Source organism: Pantoea sp. GD03673 (assembly GCF_029844725.1).
GTDB lineage: Bacteria > Pseudomonadota > Gammaproteobacteria > Enterobacterales > Enterobacteriaceae > Pantoea.
Genome location: NZ_JAOCKJ010000002.1, coordinates 534,855 through 552,300 on the forward strand (window position 1 = coordinate 534,855; position 17,446 = coordinate 552,300).

Below are 17,446 nucleotides of genomic sequence, written 5' to 3' on the forward strand. Positions count from 1 at the left end.
GCATGTTCCCGCTGGTCTATTTTTCCAGCCAGTCGGAAAACACCCACCGGTTTGTGACGCGTCTCGGCCTGCCTGCACGGCGCATCCCGCTTGATGCACGTCAGCAACTGCATATCGACCAGCCCTATATTCTGGTGGTGCCGAGCTATGGCGGAGGCAGCAGTCGCGGTGCAGTACCCGGTCAGGTGATTCAGTTTCTTAATGATGAGGCGAACCGACGCGGTATTCGTGGCGTTATCGCGGCGGGCAACCGTAACTTCGGTGCCGGTTACTGCCTGGCGGGCAGCATCATTGCAAAAAAATGTCAGGTGCCCTGCCTCTATCGCTTCGAGCTGATGGGAACGCCTGACGACATCGCGAAAGTTAAAGCGGGAGTAACCCAATTTTGGCAACAACAGACACCCTCAATGGCGTGACGCTCGACTATCACGCCCTCAATGCCATGCTGAACCTTTATGATGCAGAGGGTCGCATCCAGTTCGACAAGGATCGCGAAGCGACCCGTCAGTTTCATCTGCAGCATGTGGAGCCGAATACGGTGAAGTTCGCCAGCCGCGCCGAGCGTTTACGCTATCTGGTGGCGGAGAGCTATTACGAAGCTGAGGTGCTGAACCAGTACGATTTCGACTTCCTGCTTGCGCTCCATGAGGTCGCGGAGACGTGGGGATTTGAGTTTAAAACCTTTCTCGGTGCCTGGAAGTACTACACCAGCTACACGCTGAAGACCTTCGACGGCAAACGCTATCTGGAAACCTTTGAACAGCGCGCCTGCATGGTGGCACTGACGCTGGCTCAGGGCGATGAAACCCTGGCGCGGGCGCTGCTGGAGGAGATCCTCAGCGGCCGTTTCCAGCCCGCCACCCCCACCTTTCTGAACTGCGGCAAACAGCAGCGCGGTGAGCTGGTCTCCTGCTTCCTGCTGCGTATTGAAGACAACATGGAGTCGATTGGTCGTGCCGTGAATTCAGCACTGCAGCTGTCGAAACGGGGCGGCGGCGTCGCCTTTTTGCTGTCCAATCTGCGTGAGTCCGGTGCGCCGATCAAACGCATTGAAAACCAGTCGTCGGGCGTGATTCCGGTGATGAAAATGCTGGAAGATGCGTTTTCTTATGCGAATCAGCTTGGCGCACGTCAGGGCGCTGGTGCGGTGTGGCTCAATGCGCACCATCCCGATATTTTCCGCTTCCTGGATACCAAGCGCGAAAACGCCGACGAAAAGATCCGCATCAAAACCCTGTCGCTGGGCGTGGTGATCCCCGATATCACCTTCCGGCTGGCAAAAGAGAACAGACCGATGGCGCTGTTCTCGCCCTACGACGTGGAGCGGATCTACGGCCAGGCCTTTGGCGATATCAGCATCAGCGAAAAGTACGACGAGATGCTGGCCGACGATCGCATCCGTAAAACCTATATCCAGCCGCGTGATTTTTTCCAGACGCTGGCCGAGATTCAGTTTGAGTCAGGCTATCCCTACATCATGTATGAGGACAGCGTGAACCGCAGCAATCCGATTGCCGGTCGCATCAATATGAGCAACCTCTGCTCTGAGATCCTGCAGGTGAACAGCGCCAGTGAGTACAATGACGATCTCAGCTATCGCCGGGTCGGCAAAGATATCTCCTGTAACCTTGGCTCACTGAACATTGCGCACGCCATGGACTCAGGCGATCTGTCGCGCACCGTGGACGTCGCCGTTCGTGCCCTCACCTCGGTGTCGATGATGAGCGAGATCGGCTCGGTGCCTTCCGTTGCCGAAGGCAATCGTCGCTCGCATGCCATTGGGCTGGGTCAGATGAACCTGCACGGCTATCTGGCGCGGGAAGGCATCGCCTACGGTTCGCCGGAGGCGCTGGATTTCACCAATCTCTACTTCTATTGCATTACTTACTTTGCGCTGCGCACCTCTAATCAGCTGGCGCAGGAGCATCTGCAGACGTTCGACGGCTTTGCGGATTCGGACTACGCCAGCGGCGTTTACTTCGATAAGTATCTGCAGCGCGAATGGCGTCCGCGTACCGAACGCGTAGCCAGGCTGTTTGCCGACGCCGGACTGACGCTGCCGACTCAGGCAGACTGGCTGGCACTGCGTGACGCGGTGATTCAGCACGGGCTGTTTAATCAGAACCTGCAGGCCATCCCGCCGACCGGTTCGATCTCATACATCAACCACGCCACCTCCAGCATTCATCCGATTGTCTCTCCTATCGAGATCCGCAAAGAGGGCAAAACCGGCCGCGTCTACTATCCTGCGCCATTTATGACCAATGAGAATATTCACCTCTATCAGGATGCGTATCAGATTGGGCCGGAAGCGATTATTGATACCTACGCAGAAGCGACTCAGCACGTCGATCAGGGTCTGTCGCTGACGCTGTTTTTCCGCGATGACGTCACCACCCGTGACATCAACAAAGCGCAGATTTACGCGTGGAAAAAAGGGATCAAAACGCTCTATTACATTCGACTGCGTCAGATGGCGCTTCAGGGCACGGAGGTTCAGGGCTGCGTTTCCTGCTCCCTGTGATAAAAACGATGAAATTAAAACAGATTCAGGCCATTAACTGGAACCGCATTCAGGATGACAAAGATCTTGAGGTATGGAACCGTCTTACCAGCAACTTCTGGCTGCCGGAGAAGGTGCCGCTCTCTAACGACCTCCCCGGCTGGCAGACGCTGGATAAACAGCAGCAGCAGCTGACTATCCGGGTCTTCACCGGCCTGACGCTGCTCGACACCATTCAGAACGTGATCGGCGCGCCGGGGCTGATGGAGGATGCCATCACGCCGCACGAAGAGGCGGTGCTGTCGAATATCAGCTTTATGGAAGCGGTGCATGCCCGCTCCTACAGTTCCATCTTCTCAACGCTGTGTAACACGCAGGATGTGGATGCCGCTTATCAATGGAGCGAAGAGAATACGCCGCTGCAGAACAAGGCACACATCATCCTGGAGCACTACCGGGCCGATGATCCCCTGAAGAAGAAGATCGCCAGCGTTTTCCTGGAGTCGTTCCTGTTCTACTCCGGCTTCTGGCTGCCGATGTACTGGTCGAGTCGTGGCAAGCTGACCAACACCGCCGATCTGATTCGCCTGATTATTCGCGACGAAGCGGTTCATGGTTATTACATCGGCTACAAATATCAGCAGGCGCTCGCCTCCGCTGATGATTTGCGGCGCGAAGAACTGCAGCAGTTTGCCTATGATCTGCTGCTGGCGCTCTATGAGAATGAAGTGGCCTATACCGAAGCGCTCTATGGCGATGTGGGCTGGGTGGAGGAGGTGAAGACCTTCCTGCACTACAACGCCAACAAAGCGCTGATGAATCTGGGCTATGAGGCGCTGTTCCCGGCAGAGCTGACGGCGGTGAATCCGGCGATTCTGTCGGCGCTGTCACCCAACGCCGACGAGAACCACGACTTTTTCTCGGGTTCCGGCTCCTCCTACGTGATGGGGAAAGCGGTCGAAACCGAAGATGAAGACTGGAATTTCTGATTGTCGGGCAGTCCGCTGATCTGTTGAGCGCCCCTGAACTGGGGTGCTCAGCCGTCGGCGAGAAATCCCTGATCGGGTGTGATTAACGCTTCGATAAAGGGCATCTCACTGAAAGCGTGAATGCAGGGTGTTGGCTCAGGGCGCATCTGCCCATCGCGTTAAAACTTTTACGCAGTCGGTGAGATATGAAGCCCTGCACCTTCCTGTTACACGATCCATCCCGGCCTGAAATCCATTCTCTTTTCGGAACTATTGTTAATACTGGTATGGCCTGTTAATAAACATGCGTGTGAAATAGTTTTTTGAGTTATTATTAACCTCAAATGATTATTAGCGACCGATGCTGTTTATGAATGCGACTCGCCAGGGTCTGACGCCTGCTTTAGTAATGCTGATGTCGGTAGCGACCGGCCTCTGCGTAGCCAGTAACTACTACGTTCAGCCACTGCTTAATACCATCGCCCATCAGTTTGATCTCTCAGTCAGCCTTGCCGGGTTTATTGTCACCACGGCGCAACTCGGCTACGCCTGCGGCCTGCTGCTGCTGGTGCCGCTGGGCGACCGCTTTGAACGACGCAGCCTGATCGTGACGATGATGCTGCTGGCTGCGGCGGGCATGGTGATCATCGCCCTTTCGCCTTCGTTCCCTTTTTTACTGCTGGGTACGGTCATGACCGGCCTGTTCTCGGTCGCTGCACAAATTCTGGTGCCGCTGGCCGCCACGCTGGCGGAACCGGAGCGACGCGGCAAAATCGTCGGAACGGTCATGAGCGGTTTGCTGCTGGGTATCCTGCTGGCGCGCACCGTGGCAGGCGGGCTGGCGCAGCTCGGCGGCTGGCGCACCGTTTACTGGACCGCCAGCCTGCTGATGGTGTTTATGGCGCTGGCGCTATGGCGAGCACTGCCGCGCGTTAAACAGTCGGTGCCCATGCGCTATCCGCAGCTGCTGGCTTCTATCTTTCGGCTGTATGCAGGCAACCGGGTGATCCGCACACGCGCGTGGACCGGCTGTCTCTCCTTTGCCAATTTCAGTCTGCTGTGGACCTCAATGGCGTTTCTGCTCTCTGGTGCGCCTTATCACTTCTCAGAAGGTGAGATTGGCTTGCTGGGCCTGGTCGGTGCCGCAGGTGCGCTGGCTGCACGGCAGGCGGGCTCGCTGGCGGACAAAGGTAAAGCGAAGCTGACTACCCGGCTGGGCCTGCTGCTCATGCTGCTGTCATGGATCGCCATTGCCTGGGGTGCGAACCAGCTTGTGCCGCTGATCGTCGGTATCCTGCTGCTGGATCTGGCGGTGCAGGCCGTCCATATCACCAATCAGAGCGTGATCTATGCGCAGATGCCGGAAGCGCGTAATCGTCTGAATGCCGGTTACATGACCAGCTATTTTCTTGGCGGCGCAGTGGGCTCGCTGCTCTCGGCTACCGCTTACCATTTTGCGGGCTGGTATGGCGTCTGTATCGCGGGCGCGCTGCTGACGCTGCTGAATCTGCTGATTTGGGCGGGCGGATCGCGCTTTGAGCCGGAAAAAATCAACTGAAGGCTATTCAGACAACGCATTGGTCTGGTCACAAATGGTTAGGTTTGTTATGGTTAGCAACAAACCTATTCACTTCAGTTATTTTTCCTCGCGATATTATTAAATTTGCCCCCTTTTGATAACGTCCCGGCACAGCCGCCGCTGCCGGGCGTACGGGTTTTTGACCCAGGGCCAGGGAGTGGCCTGGAATACCTTTGATGGTGCAGAGTGCGAGTCTGTCAGCGACCACCTGCCAAAAAGTGACTACGCTTAGCCTGTCACCATAGTTATTATACAAGTTGCAATTAGTGAGGTTTTTTTTAATGGAAAGTTCGTTTACTCCCATTGAGCAGATGCTAAACATCCGTGCCAATCGTCATAAGGATTTTCCGTTGCAGGAAATTATTCTGACGCGTCTCTGTATGCATATGCAGGGTAAACTGCTGGACAACCGCAATAAGATGCTGAAAGCACAGGGGATTAATGAAACCCTGTTCATGGCGCTGATCACGCTGGATGCACAGGAAAATCACAGCATTCAGCCTTCTGAGCTCAGCTCGGCGCTTGGCTCTTCACGCACCAATGCAACGCGCATTGCTGATGAGCTGGAGAAGCGCGGCTGGATTGAGCGTCGTGAAAGCGATCACGACCGTCGCTGTCTGCACCTGCATCTGACCGATAAAGGCATGGAGTTCCTGCGCCAGCTGCTGCCCCCTCAGCATCAAAGCCTGCAGTACCTCTGGTCATCGCTGACTGTCGATGAGAAGTCTCAGCTGGAAGGCATAACCCGTAAGCTGCTTAATCGTCTCGATAAAATGGATGAAGATCAGCTGATCGCCTCGCTGTCCCGCTAATAGCAACAAGTGCGACACAATCACCTGTCGGAATCGTTATCTTAATTTTCTTTTTTATCTGGCCAGCGCTCAGTCGCTGGCTTTTTCGACTCGGGCGCTGGCAGAACAGGATTTCTGCCGCCCGACTAAATGGAAAACGTGGAGAAAGTCATGAGTGCAACGGCAGAAGCACAAAGCCCGCAACCGTCAGCCAGTAAAAAGAAGAAGCGCAAAAGTGTGCTCATTGTGCTGGCGCTGATCTTTGTGCTGATTGGTATTGCCTGGGGCGTTTACTGGTTCCTGGTCCTGCGCCATTTTCAGGAAACGGATGACGCCTACGTTGCGGGCAATCAGGTACAGGTGATGGCACAGGTCTCCGGTAGCGTGAACAAAGTCTGGTTTGAAGATACCGATTTCGTTAAAAAAGGCGATGTGCTGGTTTCGCTGGATAAAACGGATGCGGAGCAGGCGTTTGAAAAAGCGCAGACGGCACTGGCCACCAGCGTACGTCAGACGCATCAGCTGATGATTAATGGCAAGCAGTATCAGGCCAGCATCACCCTGCAGCAGACCGCGCTGGCACAGGCGGAGGCGGACCTGAAACGCCGTGAGCCGCTGGGTGCGGCAAACATGATTGGCCGTGAAGAACTGCAGCATGCCCGCGATGCTGTTGCGACGGCCAAAGCGCAGCTGGACGTAGCGATTCAGCAATACAATGCGAATCAGGCGATGATCCTCAATACGTCGCTGGAGAATCAGCCTGCCGTGCAGCAGAGCGCGGCGGCGCTGCGTGACGCGTGGCTGGCGCTGCAGCGCACCGAAATCCGCAGTCCGATGGATGGATTTGTCTCCCGCCGCAGCGTACAGGTCGGTTCGCAAATCACCACCAGCACTCCCCTGCTCGCCGTGGTGCCTGCGACCAATCTGTGGGTTGATGCCAACTTTAAAGAGACGCAGCTGGCTGGCGTCCGTATCGGTCAGCCTGCCACCGTTGTGGCTGATATTTACGGTGACGACGTGGTTTATCAGGGTAAAGTCGTGGGCCTGGATATGGGCACCGGCAGCGCCTTCTCGCTGCTGCCAGCCCAGAACGCCACCGGTAACTGGATCAAAGTGGTTCAGCGGCTGCCGGTCCGTATCGAACTGAATCAGGACGATATCGCCCGGCATCCGCTGCGGATTGGCCTCTCCACGCTGGTTAAAATCGACACCACCAGCAAAGAGGGCAGCGCGCTGGCCACCAGCGTCCGTCAGCAGGCCGCTTACAGCAGCAACGCCCTGGCGATTGACCTTGCGCCGGTCAATCAGCTGATCACCGATATCGTCCGCGCCAACGCCGGATGATGACGCGGAGGCTGTAATGGCACAAAAACCGCTAGAAGGGATGCCGCTGGTCCTGATGACCATTGCGTTGTCGCTGGCGACGTTCATGCAGGTTCTGGACTCCACCATCGCCAACGTGGCCATCCCGACGATTGCCGGTAACCTGGGAGCATCCAATTCGCAGGGCACCTGGGTGATCACCTCGTTTGGCGTGGCCAATGCGATTTCGATCCCCCTGACCGGCTGGCTGGCAAAACGCATCGGTGAAGTGAAGCTTTTCACCTGGTCGACGATTCTGTTTGCCATCGCCTCCTGGGCGTGTGGTATGTCCGACAGCCTGGAAATGCTGATCTTCTTCCGCGTTATCCAGGGGATTGTGGCGGGTCCGTTGATTCCGCTGTCGCAGAGTCTGCTGCTTAACAACTATCCGCCCGCTAAGCGCAGTGTTGCGCTGTCGCTGTGGGCGATGACGGTAATCGTGGCCCCGATCTGTGGCCCGATTCTGGGCGGCTGGATCAGCGATAACTATCACTGGGGCTGGATCTTCTTTATCAACGTGCCCATTGGCGTGGCGGTAGTGATACTGACGCTGCAGACGCTGCGTGGCCGGGAAACCAAAACCGAAATCCGGCGGATCGACATGGTCGGGCTGGTGCTGCTGGTGGTGGGAATCGGCTGTTTGCAGGTCATGCTGGATCGCGGAAAGGAGCTCGACTGGTTTAGTTCGACGGAGATCATCGTGCTGGGGGTCGTGGCCCTGATTACGCTGTCAGTCCTGCTGGTGTGGGAGCTGACGGACGATCACCCGATAATCGACCTGTCGCTGTTTAAGTCCCGCAACTTTACCATTGGCTGCCTGTCGATCAGTCTGGCTTATATGCTCTACTTCGGCTCGATAGTTCTGTTGCCGCAGCTGCTGCAGGAGGTCTACGGTTATACCGCAACCTGGGCAGGACTGGCGTCTGCGCCGGTGGGGATTTTGCCGGTGATCCTGTCGCCGATTATCGGTCGCTTTGCCCATAAGCTCGACATGCGACGGCTGGTTACGTTCAGCTTCATCATGTATGCCGTCTGCTTCTACTGGCGCGCCTATACGTTTGAACCGGGAATGGACTTTGGTGCCTCAGCCTGGCCGCAGTTTATTCAGGGCTTTGCCGTGGCCTGCTTCTTTATGCCGCTGACCACCATTACGCTGTCGGGACTGCCGCCGGAACGCATGGCTGCTGCCTCCAGCCTGTCGAACTTTATGCGTACCTTTGCCGGCTCGGTGGGAACGTCAATTACCACTACCATGTGGACTAACCGTGAGTCGATGCATCATAGCTATCTGACGGAGTCGATTACCCCGTACAACGTCAATTCGCAGCAGATGTATAGCCAGCTGGAAAGCATGGGGATGACCCAGCAGCAGGCGTCGGCCTGGATCGCGCAGCAGATCACCAATCAGGGGCTGATTATTTCAGCGAATGAAATCTTCTGGGCGTCGGCGGGGGTCTTTTTGATTCTGCTGGTGCTGATCTGGTTTGCCCGACCGCCGTTTGGTGCAGGCGGTGGCGGCGGTGGCGCGCACTGACGTTACACAGCAAAACGGGCCTTTCGGCCCGTTTTTTTATGCGTTCTGACGCCACCATTCGGCGAGCAGTACGCCGGTTGCGACCGAGACGTTGAGGCTTTCCACGTTGCCGGTGCCGCCAATCGACAGGCTCATGTCACCCTGTTTAAATGCGGTATCAGAAAGACCCTCCCGCTCCTGGCCTAACACCAGAACCATTTTCTCCGGCAGCTGAGCCTGCGCCAGCGGCGTGCCCTGATGGCTGGAGGTGGTCACGATGGTGTAACCCGCTTTGCGAAACGCTTCCAGACCTTCGCTGAAGGTTGCGCCGCTGATCGCCTGCACATGCTCAGCCCCGCCTTCTGCGGTACGGACTGCTGCGCCGGACTCCAGCAGTGAGGCGTCGTTTACCAGCAAACCTTTCACACCAAAGTGCGCACAGCTGCGCATAATCGCGCCGAGGTTATGCGGGTTGCTGACATCTTCCAGTGCCAGTACGCAATCTTTGGTGTTCGCCTGGCTCAGCCATTCCGAAACCGCCATTCCCATGCGCTTTTTGATCAGGAAGCACACACCGCCATGATGCTCAGTACCTGACGCTTTGGTAATCTCTGCATCTTCAACGACGTGATAAGCTTTGCGATTTGCCGCCAGCCAGCGCAGCGATTCGCGGAAACGCGGTGTCACTTCCTGCACGAACCAGGCGCGTACAATCGCTTCAGGACGGCTCTGGAACAGCGCCTGACAGGCGTTCTCGCCATAGACGCGGGTCTCTTCATTACGCTGACGACGGATCTGCTCGGGATCGACGAAGCTCTTACCGCTGATGCCGCCGTGATCCGGCTTATCGCTTTCAGGTGATGCCGCACGATCGGCAGATGGTGCGCGTGACACGGTGCGCCACGGGGAATCACTGCTGCCATAAGCTCCGCGATTATCATCGCCACGATCGTTGCGGCGTGGTGCACCACGTCCGCCTTCGTCACGACGCGGTGAGCTGCTGCGACCGGAGTCGTCGCTGCGACGGCCAGCGGAGCGACCGCCTTCCTGATTGCGTTCAGTGCGGGGGCCAGATGAACGACGATTATCATCCTGGCGGGCAGCAGAGTGACCACCTTTGCCTGTACGAGGATTTGGCGCGCGTGCGCTTTTATCGTCCTCGCCACGCACGTACATCACCTTAACCTTACCGCTCTTGCCTTTAAATTCGTCGTTCATGTCTTCCTCCTGCATTGAGAGCGCGCAGATTACCTGATGTGCTGGCGCTTAGCTATCAACTATTGAACCTATAGAGCAATCCAGATTGAGCAAAAATCCGCCCCCTTTCATAATGGACAACTATTACCAGACTGAAACTTTTCAACATCAGAGGTTCCTATGCATACGGTATGCGCTTCCTGTCAGGCTACCAATCGCGTTCCTGACGAACGCCTTGCCGACGTGGCGAAATGTGGTCGCTGTGGAAACGAGCTGTTCGATGGCGAAGTGGTGAATGCCACCAGCGCTAACTTTGACAAATATCTGCAGGATGATCTGCCGGTCGTAATCGATTTCTGGGCGCCCTGGTGCGGTCCCTGCGTTAACTTTGCACCGGTGTTCAAAGATGTCGCCAGTGAGCGCAGCGGGACAGTCCGCTTTATTAAAGTGAACACCGAGGCGGAACCGGCCCTGAGAGCCCGTTTCAACATTCGCAGTATCCCGACCATCATGCTGTTTAAGAACGGTGAGCGGGTCGATATGCTGAATGGTGCCATGCCTAAAGCGCCGTTCAATGAATGGCTTGATGAGTCACTTTAATCTTCAGAGGCCAGCCTGTCTGGCCTTTTCCATTTCAACTGCGCTTCGATTACACTGACGTTTTTCCTGCCCTGAATCCTCATGTCTGATAATGCTGTTTTGCGCTTGCGCACCCAACGCCTGGCCCGTGCCACCCGCCCTTTCCTCGCGCGCGGAAACCGGGTTATTCGCTGCCAGGGCTGCCTGCTGCCCGAGATCAACTGTCTCTGCAGCCAGATCGTGCCGCAGTCTGCCCGTAGCCGCTTCTTGCTGGTCATGTTTGATACCGAACCGATGAAGCCAAGCAACACCGGCCGTCTGATTGCCGACATTCTGCCGGATACCCAGGCGTTTGGCTGGTCACGCACCGAGCCGGATCCCCTGCTGCTGGCAGCCGTGCGTAACCCCGATTATCAGCCGCTGGTCGTCTTCCCGGCGGCCTACGCGGACCCCGGTCGCGAGGTGCTGACAACACCGCCTGCCTGCGGCAAGCCCCCGCTGTTTATTATGCTGGATGGCACCTGGACCGAAGCGCGCAAAATGTTTCGCAAAAGTCCCTGGCTCGACGCCCTGCCGGTGATGTCGCTGGATGTCAGCACGCCTTCGCGTTATACGCTGCGTGAGGCACACGGCGAAGGTCAGCATTGTACCGCTGAGGTTGCGGCGGCGCTGCTGGCGCAGGCGGGCGATCGGCTGGCGGCCGGGGCGTTATCTCACCATTTTGACCGGTTCCGTACGGCCTATCTGGCAGGGAAACCGCATCACGCCGGACAGGCCTGACCGCCTCCCTGTGGTTCTGGCAGGCAAGACCTGCTCTGACAGATGACCGGAACGGGATGTTCAGCCTGCGATCTGTCCGGAAGCACTGCCCGCAAAAAGCGTTTACAATCACGCAAATCCCGATCTCTGGAGGGCGAGATGAGCCAACGCGGACTGGAAGCGCTGTTACGACCTAAATCAATTGCGGTAATCGGTGCCTCGGTAACACCAGGGCGTGCTGGCTATTTTATGATGCGTAACCTGCTGGCGGGCGGTTTTAGCGGACCGGTGTTGCCGGTAACGCCAAAGTATAAAGCGGTCAGCGGCGTGCTGGCCTGGCCCACCATCGACAGTTTACCTTTCGCGCCAGACCTGGCGGTGATCTGCACCCACTCAAAGCGCAACCTTGCACTGCTGCAACAGCTCGGCGAGAAAGGCTGCAAAGCCTGCATTATCCTCTCTGCGCCAGCCAGCCAGTCAGCTGAACTCAAAGCCTGCGCCAGCCGGTGGCAGATACGTCTGCTGGGACCGAACAGTCTTGGCCTGCTGGCCCCCTGGCAGGGACTGAACGCCAGCTTCTCGCCGGTCCCCATTGAGAAAGGCCGTATCGCGTTTATCTCCCAGTCTGCAGCCGTGTCCAATACCATTCTCGACTGGGCACAGCAGCGCAACCTTGGGTTTTCCTGGTTTATCGCGCTGGGTGACAGTCTGGATACTGATGTCGATGACCTGCTCGACTTCCTGGCCCGCGATGGGAAAACCAGTGCCATCCTGCTCTATCTTGAGCACCTCAGTGACGCACGTCGGTTTGTTTCCGCCTCACGCAGCGCCTCCCGTAATAAACCGATTCTGGTGATCAAGAGCGGTCGCAGCCGTGAAGCGCAGGCGCTGCTTGGCACCCACAGTGGTCTGGATGCCGCCTGGGATGCTGCCATTCAGCGTGCGGGATTGCTGCGGGTACAGGATACGCATGAGCTCTTCTCCGCCGTTGAGTCACTGAGTCATATGCGACCGTTGCGGGGTGACAGGCTGATGATCATCAGTAATGGTGCGGCCCCCGCCGCGCTGGCGCTGGATGAGCTTTATGCCCGCAATGGGAAACTGGCGCAGCTCAGCGACGAAACGCGTCAGCAGCTGGAGGCGATATTGCCTGCCGGTGTCGGTCGCGGTAATCCGCTGGATTTAAAAGATGATGCGACAGCAGAACGTTATGCCGCCTGTGTGAATATCCTGCTCGACAGTCATGAACCTGATGCGTTGATGATTATTCATGCGCCAAGCGCGGTCGCGCCCGCAACAGAAACAGCCACACACCTGATTGATACCCTTGCCCGCCACCCGCGCGGTAAGCGGGTGACGCTGCTGACCAACTGGAGTGGCGAGTTCTCTTCACAAGCTGCGCGTCGTGCCTTTACGCAGGCGGGGATTCCGACCTGGCGCACACCGGAAGGCACCGTGACTGCCTTTATGCATCAGGTTGAGTACCGGCGTAACCAGAAGCAGCTGCGCGAAACGCCTGCCCTGCCCGCGACGCTGAATCAGGACAGCGCCCAGGCGCATCAGTTGCTGTCACAGGCGCTGGCGCAGGGAATTACCACGCTGGATACCCACGAAGTGCAGCCGGTGCTTCAGGCGTACGGACTGACGACGCTGCCAACCTGGATCGCCAGCGACAGCGCGGCGGCAGTGGCAATTGCCGATCAGATTGGCTATCCGGTGGCGCTGAAACTGCGCTCACCCGATATCGCCCATAAATCGGAGGTTCAGGGCGTGATGCTCTACCTGCGAAATGCCAGCGAAGTGAAGCATGCCGCCGAGGCCATTTTTGATCGGGTCAGGCAGACGCTGCCGGAGGCGCGTATCGAAGGGCTGCTGGTTCAGAGCATGGCCAGCCGTGCGGGCGCACAGGAGCTGCGGGTGGTGGTCGAACAGGACGCGCTGTTTGGCCCCATCATCATGCTGGGTGAAGGCGGCGTTGAATGGCAGGCAGATAAGCAGGCTGCCGTTGCCCTGCCCCCGCTGAATATGACGCTGGCCCGCTATCTGGTGATTCAGGCGATCAAGAGCGGAAAAATCCGCAGCCGCAGTGCGCTTAATCCACTGGATATTCCGGGTTTAAGCCAGCTGCTCGTGCAGGTCTCTAACCTGGTGGTGGATTGCCCGGAGATCCAGCGTCTGGACATCCATCCGCTGCTGGCGGCAGGCGATGACTTTACCCTGCTGGATGTCACCCTGACGCTGGCACCGTTCCACGGCGATAACGAAGCCCGGCTGGCGATACGCCCTTATCCGCAGCATCTGGAAGAGCAGGTGGAGTTAAAAGATGGGCAATTCTGCCTGTTCCGGCCCATCCTGCCTGAAGATGAACCTCTGTTGCGCGATTTTATCAGCCAGGTCACTAAAGAGGATCTCTACTACCGCTACTTCAGCGAAATCAACGAGTTTACGCACGATGACCTCGCCAACATGACCCAGATCGATTATGACCGCGAAATGGCGATTGTCGCGGTGCGTCAGCATCAGGGACGGCCAGAAATCATCGGGGTCACCCGAGCTATCTCTGATGCGGATAACATTGATGCGGAGTTCTCGGTGCTGGTCCGTTCAGACCTGAAAGGGTTAGGCATGGGCCGCCGTCTGCTGGAAAAGATGATCCGCTACACCCGTCATCATGGCTTGCAACAATTGAACGGTATCACCATGCCCCATAATCGCGGCATGATTACGCTGGCCCGAAAACTCGATTTTCATGTTGATATTCAACTGGATGACGGTATCGTCAGCCTGAAATTGTCTTTACAGAATGAGATCAACTAACCTTGTAGAGAAAGGTAAAAAACGTTCGAATCAACGGAGTTGATGTTATTATTTATGGTTATAACCCTGATTTGATGGCAAAAGGCCATGCAATGAACAGAGAAGAAGTGCACTGCGATGTTGTCTAAATTCAAACGTAACAAACACCAACAACACCTCGCACAGCTGCCGAAACTGTCACAATCCGTTGCGGATGTGTCGACACTTTACTCGCCTGCCGAATTTCGCCAGACGTTGCTGGAAAAGATTGCGGCAGCGCAGACCCGCATCTGTATCGTTGCGCTCTATCTGGAAAACGATGACGCCGGGCGTGCCGTCATGGATGCGCTTTATCGTGCGAAGCAGGCGCGGCCAGCACTGGATATCTCGATTCTGGTCGACTGGCACCGTGCGCAGCGTGGGCGAATTGGCGCAGCGCGGGGCGTAACCAATGCCGACTGGTATTGTGACATGGCGACGCGTTATGCCGATATTGCCATCCCGGTCTATGGTATTCCGGTCAATACCCGCGAAGCGCTGGGCGTGCTCCATCTTAAAGGATTCATTATTGATGATATGCTGCTCTACAGCGGTGCCAGCATCAATGATGTTTACCTGCATCAGCATGACAAGTATCGCTATGACCGCTACCAGGTTATCCGCAATCCGCAGCTGACCGATACCATGTATGACTGGATCACGCTGAATCTGAAGCCTGCGGAAGCCGTCAACCGGCTCGATTTCGCTGAGCGTCCTTCAAGCCCTGAAATCAAAAATGAGACGCGCCAGTTCCGTCAGGATCTGCGCGGCTTCAACTATCAGTTTGAAGGGAATGCCAGCAACGATGAACTGGCGGTCACGCCGCTGGTCGGTCTGGGTAAGCATAGCCTGCTTAATAAAACCATTTTCCACCTGATGCCCTGTGCAGAACAGAAGCTGATTATCTGCACTCCCTATTTCAACCTGCCCGCCTTGCTGGTGCGTAATATTATTAATCTGCTGCGTCAGGGAAAACAGGTCGAAATCATCGTCGGTGATAAAACAGCTAATGATTTCTATATCGCTCCCGATCAGCCGTTCAAAATTATCGGCGCGCTGCCCTACCTGTATGAAATCAATCTGCGTCGCTTTCTGAGCCGTTTGCATTACTACGTGACGACCGATCAGCTGGTCGTAAGATTGTGGAAGGATGGCGAGAACAGTTATCACCTTAAAGGGATGTGGGTTGATGATGAATGGCAGCTGATCACCGGTAATAACCTTAATCCACGTGCATGGCGGCTCGATCTGGAAAATGCAGTGCTGATTCACGATCCTCATCAGCAGTTAGCGGCACAGCGTGATAAAGAGCTGACGTTAATCCGGCAGCACACTACGATAGTCACGCATTTCCGTGAGCTTGAAAGTATTGCTGATTATCCGGCCAAGGTGCGGAAACTGATTCGCCGTCTGCGCCGGATACGTATTGATCGTCTGATCAGTCGTATTCTTTAATCGCCGCCTGCCAGAAGGCATCCATTATGCGAATTGTGCTGCTTGCTGTGCTGTTGTGTAGTGGATGTGCCCATATGGCGGAAGATCACTGGACCGGGCGCGATAAAGCACAGCACTTTGTTGCATCTGCCGCTCTGGCCGCTGCGGGCAGTGAATATGGACAGCGCCAGCATCTTTCTGGCCGGCAAAGCAGGACTTTCGGCATCCTGTTTTCGCTCAGCCTGGGGGCAGGAAAAGAACTGTATGACAGCCGCCCGAATGGCAGCGGCTGGAGCTGGAAAGATTTCGCCTGGGATGCCGCCGGTGCCGCCAGCGGCATTGCCTTATGGAATCTGAGTCAGTAGCTTTTTTAGAGCTTAATCCCCTTGCCGTGCTTGTGCAGCAACAGCGACACCAGAAACGCTATCGCCCCCATCGCTGAGACATACCAGAAGAAAGTGGTCTCAATCCCCTGCTTTTTCATCAGCAACGCAACATACTCTGCCGAACCGCCGAAGATTGCATTCGCTACTGCGTAGGAGAGCCCGACGCCCAGAGCACGCACCTGTGGCGGAAACATCTCTGCTTTAAGAATGCCGCTGATGGCGGTATAGAAGCTGGTAATCAGCAATGCGAGCATAATCAACAGGAAGGCCACGCCGGGACTCTGCACGTTTTGCAGCAGGGTCAGAATGGGCACCGTACAGATAGCCGCGCCTGCGCCAAAAATCATCATTGAAGTACGACGGCCGATTTTGTCTGACAGTGCACCGATAATCGGCTGAATCAGCATAAAGACCAGCAGCGCGCCGGTCATCAGCCCGCTGGCCGTTTTAGGATCCATACCTGATGTGTTGACCAGATACTTCTGCATGTAGGTGGTGAAGGTGTAAAAACTCAGTGAGCCGCCCGCGGTGAAACCCAGCACCATCAGAAAAGGGCGGGTATGATTGCGCAGCAATCCGACGACACTGCCCGCATCGCGATGTTCACGGCTGCTCTTATCAGATGTTTCTTCCAGAGAGCGTCGTAACCACAATGCGACAACCGCGAGCAGCGCACCCAGGAAGAACGGAATACGCCAGCCCCAGCTGCGCAGCTCTGCATCAGTGAGCAGAAATTGCAGCACTACCACGGTCAGCACCGCGGCTAACTGTCCACCAATCAGCGTGACATACTGAAATGAGGCATAGAATCCTTTCCGTCCTTCCAGAGCTACTTCGCTCATGTAGGTTGCACTGGTCCCATATTCCCCACCCACCGATAAGCCCTGAAACATACGCGCCAGCAGCAGAATGACAGGCGCCGCAACGCCTATCGTGGAGTAACCGGGGAGACAGGCGATCACCAGCGAACCAAAACACATCATGCAGACTGAAACCAGCATCGAATTTTTTCGGCCATGTTTGTCACCGATATAGCCAAACAGCCAGCCACCAATCGGACGCATTAAAAATCCTGCCGCAAAAATGCCCGCCGTCTGTAATAGCTGAGTGGTGGTATCGCCCTGCGGGAAGAAAATGTGCGCAAAGTAGAGCGAGAAAAATGAATAGACATAGAAGTCGAACCACTCAACCAGGTTGCCCGATGACGCGCCAACGATAGCCCAGATGCGTTTCTTTGTATCGTCCGTCTGAGTTTTATTATTTGTTGTTGTCATGCCTTACCTCTGTTCTTTGCTGATCAACAGCGTTTAAAGAATTGAGTAAAGCATTTAAGTCTACAGAAGGTAAAGGCGGGTTAATCCGGGATTGATAGTGTGAGCCATATCGCTAATTATCGAAAAATCAGCAGGTTGCTAACAATTCTGACTGGAAAAATGGGCTAATGAAGGCTATATGAAGCGGGTCGATGGTTAATATTTCAGCTTAAAGTGGCAAAAAGCGGACGTAAAAAAGCCCCGCACTTCCGAGCGGGGCTTCTTCA

At 56.0% G+C, this 17,446-nt stretch carries 14 protein-coding genes; 12 read left to right on the forward strand and 2 right to left on the reverse strand.

All coding sequences use genetic code 11. From position 1 onward, the window contains the following. Positions 1 to 2 precede the first annotated feature (2 nt). The 7 genes from nrdI (at position 3) to emrB (ending at position 8,737) form a co-directional block, all read left to right on the forward strand. Positions 3 to 416, forward strand: a complete 414-nt coding sequence (nrdI, locus tag N5J69_RS05790; protein ID WP_279768680.1) for a class Ib ribonucleoside-diphosphate reductase assembly flavoprotein NrdI — start codon at positions 3 to 5, stop codon at positions 414 to 416. Then, entirely contained in the window at positions 386 to 2,524 is a 2,139-nt protein-coding gene (nrdE, locus tag N5J69_RS05795) for a class 1b ribonucleoside-diphosphate reductase subunit alpha (protein WP_279768681.1), read from the forward strand. Before nrdI ends, nrdE begins: the two co-directional genes overlap by 31 nt. Positions 2,525 to 2,532: 8 nt before the next feature. After that, a complete protein-coding gene (gene nrdF, locus N5J69_RS05800; RefSeq protein WP_279768682.1) occupies positions 2,533 to 3,492 on the forward strand; it encodes a class 1b ribonucleoside-diphosphate reductase subunit beta in 960 nt (319 codons plus the stop codon). Positions 3,493 to 3,841: 349 nt separating this feature from the next. Next, positions 3,842 to 5,029 carry an MFS transporter gene (locus N5J69_RS05805; RefSeq protein WP_279768683.1) on the forward strand — a complete coding sequence of 396 codons (1,188 nt, stop codon included), beginning with the start codon at positions 3,842 to 3,844 and terminating at the stop codon, positions 5,027 to 5,029. A 302-nt stretch (positions 5,030 to 5,331) separates the two neighbouring features. Then, positions 5,332 to 5,862, forward strand: a complete 531-nt coding sequence (gene mprA / locus N5J69_RS05810) for a transcriptional repressor MprA (protein WP_279768685.1) — start codon at positions 5,332 to 5,334, stop codon at positions 5,860 to 5,862. A 150-nt stretch (positions 5,863 to 6,012) separates the two neighbouring features. Further along, positions 6,013 to 7,185, forward strand: coding sequence for a multidrug efflux MFS transporter periplasmic adaptor subunit EmrA (emrA, locus tag N5J69_RS05815; protein WP_279768686.1), 1,173 nt, complete (start codon positions 6,013 to 6,015; stop codon positions 7,183 to 7,185). A gap of 16 nt (positions 7,186 to 7,201) precedes the next feature. After that, positions 7,202 to 8,737: a multidrug efflux MFS transporter permease subunit EmrB gene (emrB, locus tag N5J69_RS05820; protein WP_279768687.1), complete on the forward strand. Its 1,536-nt coding sequence runs from the start codon at positions 7,202 to 7,204 to the stop codon at positions 8,735 to 8,737. Positions 8,738 to 8,773: 36 nt separating this feature from the next. Here emrB and N5J69_RS05825 read toward each other — a convergent pair whose 3' ends face one another. After that, the gene (locus N5J69_RS05825) at positions 8,774 to 9,934 is read right to left on the reverse strand and encodes a tRNA/rRNA methyltransferase (protein WP_279768689.1); all 1,161 of its coding nucleotides are present in this window, start codon (positions 9,932 to 9,934) and stop codon (positions 8,774 to 8,776) included. A gap of 159 nt (positions 9,935 to 10,093) precedes the next feature. Between N5J69_RS05825 and trxC the strand changes: the two genes are divergently transcribed. From trxC to N5J69_RS05855, 5 genes are all read left to right on the forward strand, one after another. Further along, a complete protein-coding gene (trxC, locus tag N5J69_RS05830; protein ID WP_279768690.1) occupies positions 10,094 to 10,513 on the forward strand; it encodes a thioredoxin TrxC in 420 nt (139 codons plus the stop codon). Between the two features lie 81 nt (positions 10,514 to 10,594). Then, positions 10,595 to 11,272 (forward strand): tRNA-uridine aminocarboxypropyltransferase, encoded by a 678-nt coding sequence (locus tag N5J69_RS05835; RefSeq protein ID WP_279768691.1) that lies wholly within the window; start codon positions 10,595 to 10,597, stop codon positions 11,270 to 11,272. A 138-nt stretch (positions 11,273 to 11,410) separates the two neighbouring features. After that, positions 11,411 to 14,068 (forward strand): bifunctional acetate--CoA ligase family protein/GNAT family N-acetyltransferase, encoded by a 2,658-nt coding sequence (locus N5J69_RS05840; protein WP_279768692.1) that lies wholly within the window; start codon positions 11,411 to 11,413, stop codon positions 14,066 to 14,068. 117 nt (positions 14,069 to 14,185) lie between these two features. Then, positions 14,186 to 15,541, forward strand: coding sequence for a CDP-diacylglycerol--serine O-phosphatidyltransferase (gene pssA, locus N5J69_RS05850; protein WP_279768693.1), 1,356 nt, complete (start codon positions 14,186 to 14,188; stop codon positions 15,539 to 15,541). A 26-nt stretch (positions 15,542 to 15,567) separates the two neighbouring features. After that, positions 15,568 to 15,885: a YfiM family lipoprotein gene (locus N5J69_RS05855; RefSeq protein WP_279768695.1), complete on the forward strand. Its 318-nt coding sequence runs from the start codon at positions 15,568 to 15,570 to the stop codon at positions 15,883 to 15,885. A gap of 5 nt (positions 15,886 to 15,890) precedes the next feature. Here N5J69_RS05855 and N5J69_RS05860 read toward each other — a convergent pair whose 3' ends face one another. After that, positions 15,891 to 17,180 (reverse strand): MFS family transporter, encoded by a 1,290-nt coding sequence (locus tag N5J69_RS05860; protein WP_279768697.1) that lies wholly within the window; start codon positions 17,178 to 17,180, stop codon positions 15,891 to 15,893. Positions 17,181 to 17,446: the final 266 nt, after the last annotated feature.

Coding starts and splice junctions, on each gene's coding strand:
- N5J69_RS05835 (WP_279768691.1), top strand. CDS start 10,595: ATGTCTGATAATGCTGTTTTGCGCTTGCGCACCCAACGCCTGGCCCGT.
- N5J69_RS05855 (WP_279768695.1), top strand. CDS start 15,568: ATGCGAATTGTGCTGCTTGCTGTGCTGTTGTGTAGTGGATGTGCCCAT.
- N5J69_RS05860 (WP_279768697.1), bottom strand. CDS start 17,180: ATGACAACAACAAATAATAAAACTCAGACGGACGATACAAAGAAACGC.
- N5J69_RS05825 (WP_279768689.1), bottom strand. CDS start 9,934: ATGAACGACGAATTTAAAGGCAAGAGCGGTAAGGTTAAGGTGATGTAC.
- emrB (WP_279768687.1), top strand. CDS start 7,202: ATGGCACAAAAACCGCTAGAAGGGATGCCGCTGGTCCTGATGACCATT.
- emrA (WP_279768686.1), top strand. CDS start 6,013: ATGAGTGCAACGGCAGAAGCACAAAGCCCGCAACCGTCAGCCAGTAAA.
- N5J69_RS05805 (WP_279768683.1), top strand. CDS start 3,842: ATGAATGCGACTCGCCAGGGTCTGACGCCTGCTTTAGTAATGCTGATG.
- nrdF (WP_279768682.1), top strand. CDS start 2,533: ATGAAATTAAAACAGATTCAGGCCATTAACTGGAACCGCATTCAGGAT.
- nrdI (WP_279768680.1), top strand. CDS start 3: ATGTTCCCGCTGGTCTATTTTTCCAGCCAGTCGGAAAACACCCACCGG.
- trxC (WP_279768690.1), top strand. CDS start 10,094: ATGCATACGGTATGCGCTTCCTGTCAGGCTACCAATCGCGTTCCTGAC.
- N5J69_RS05840 (WP_279768692.1), top strand. CDS start 11,411: ATGAGCCAACGCGGACTGGAAGCGCTGTTACGACCTAAATCAATTGCG.
- pssA (WP_279768693.1), top strand. CDS start 14,186: ATGTTGTCTAAATTCAAACGTAACAAACACCAACAACACCTCGCACAG.
- mprA (WP_279768685.1), top strand. CDS start 5,332: ATGGAAAGTTCGTTTACTCCCATTGAGCAGATGCTAAACATCCGTGCC.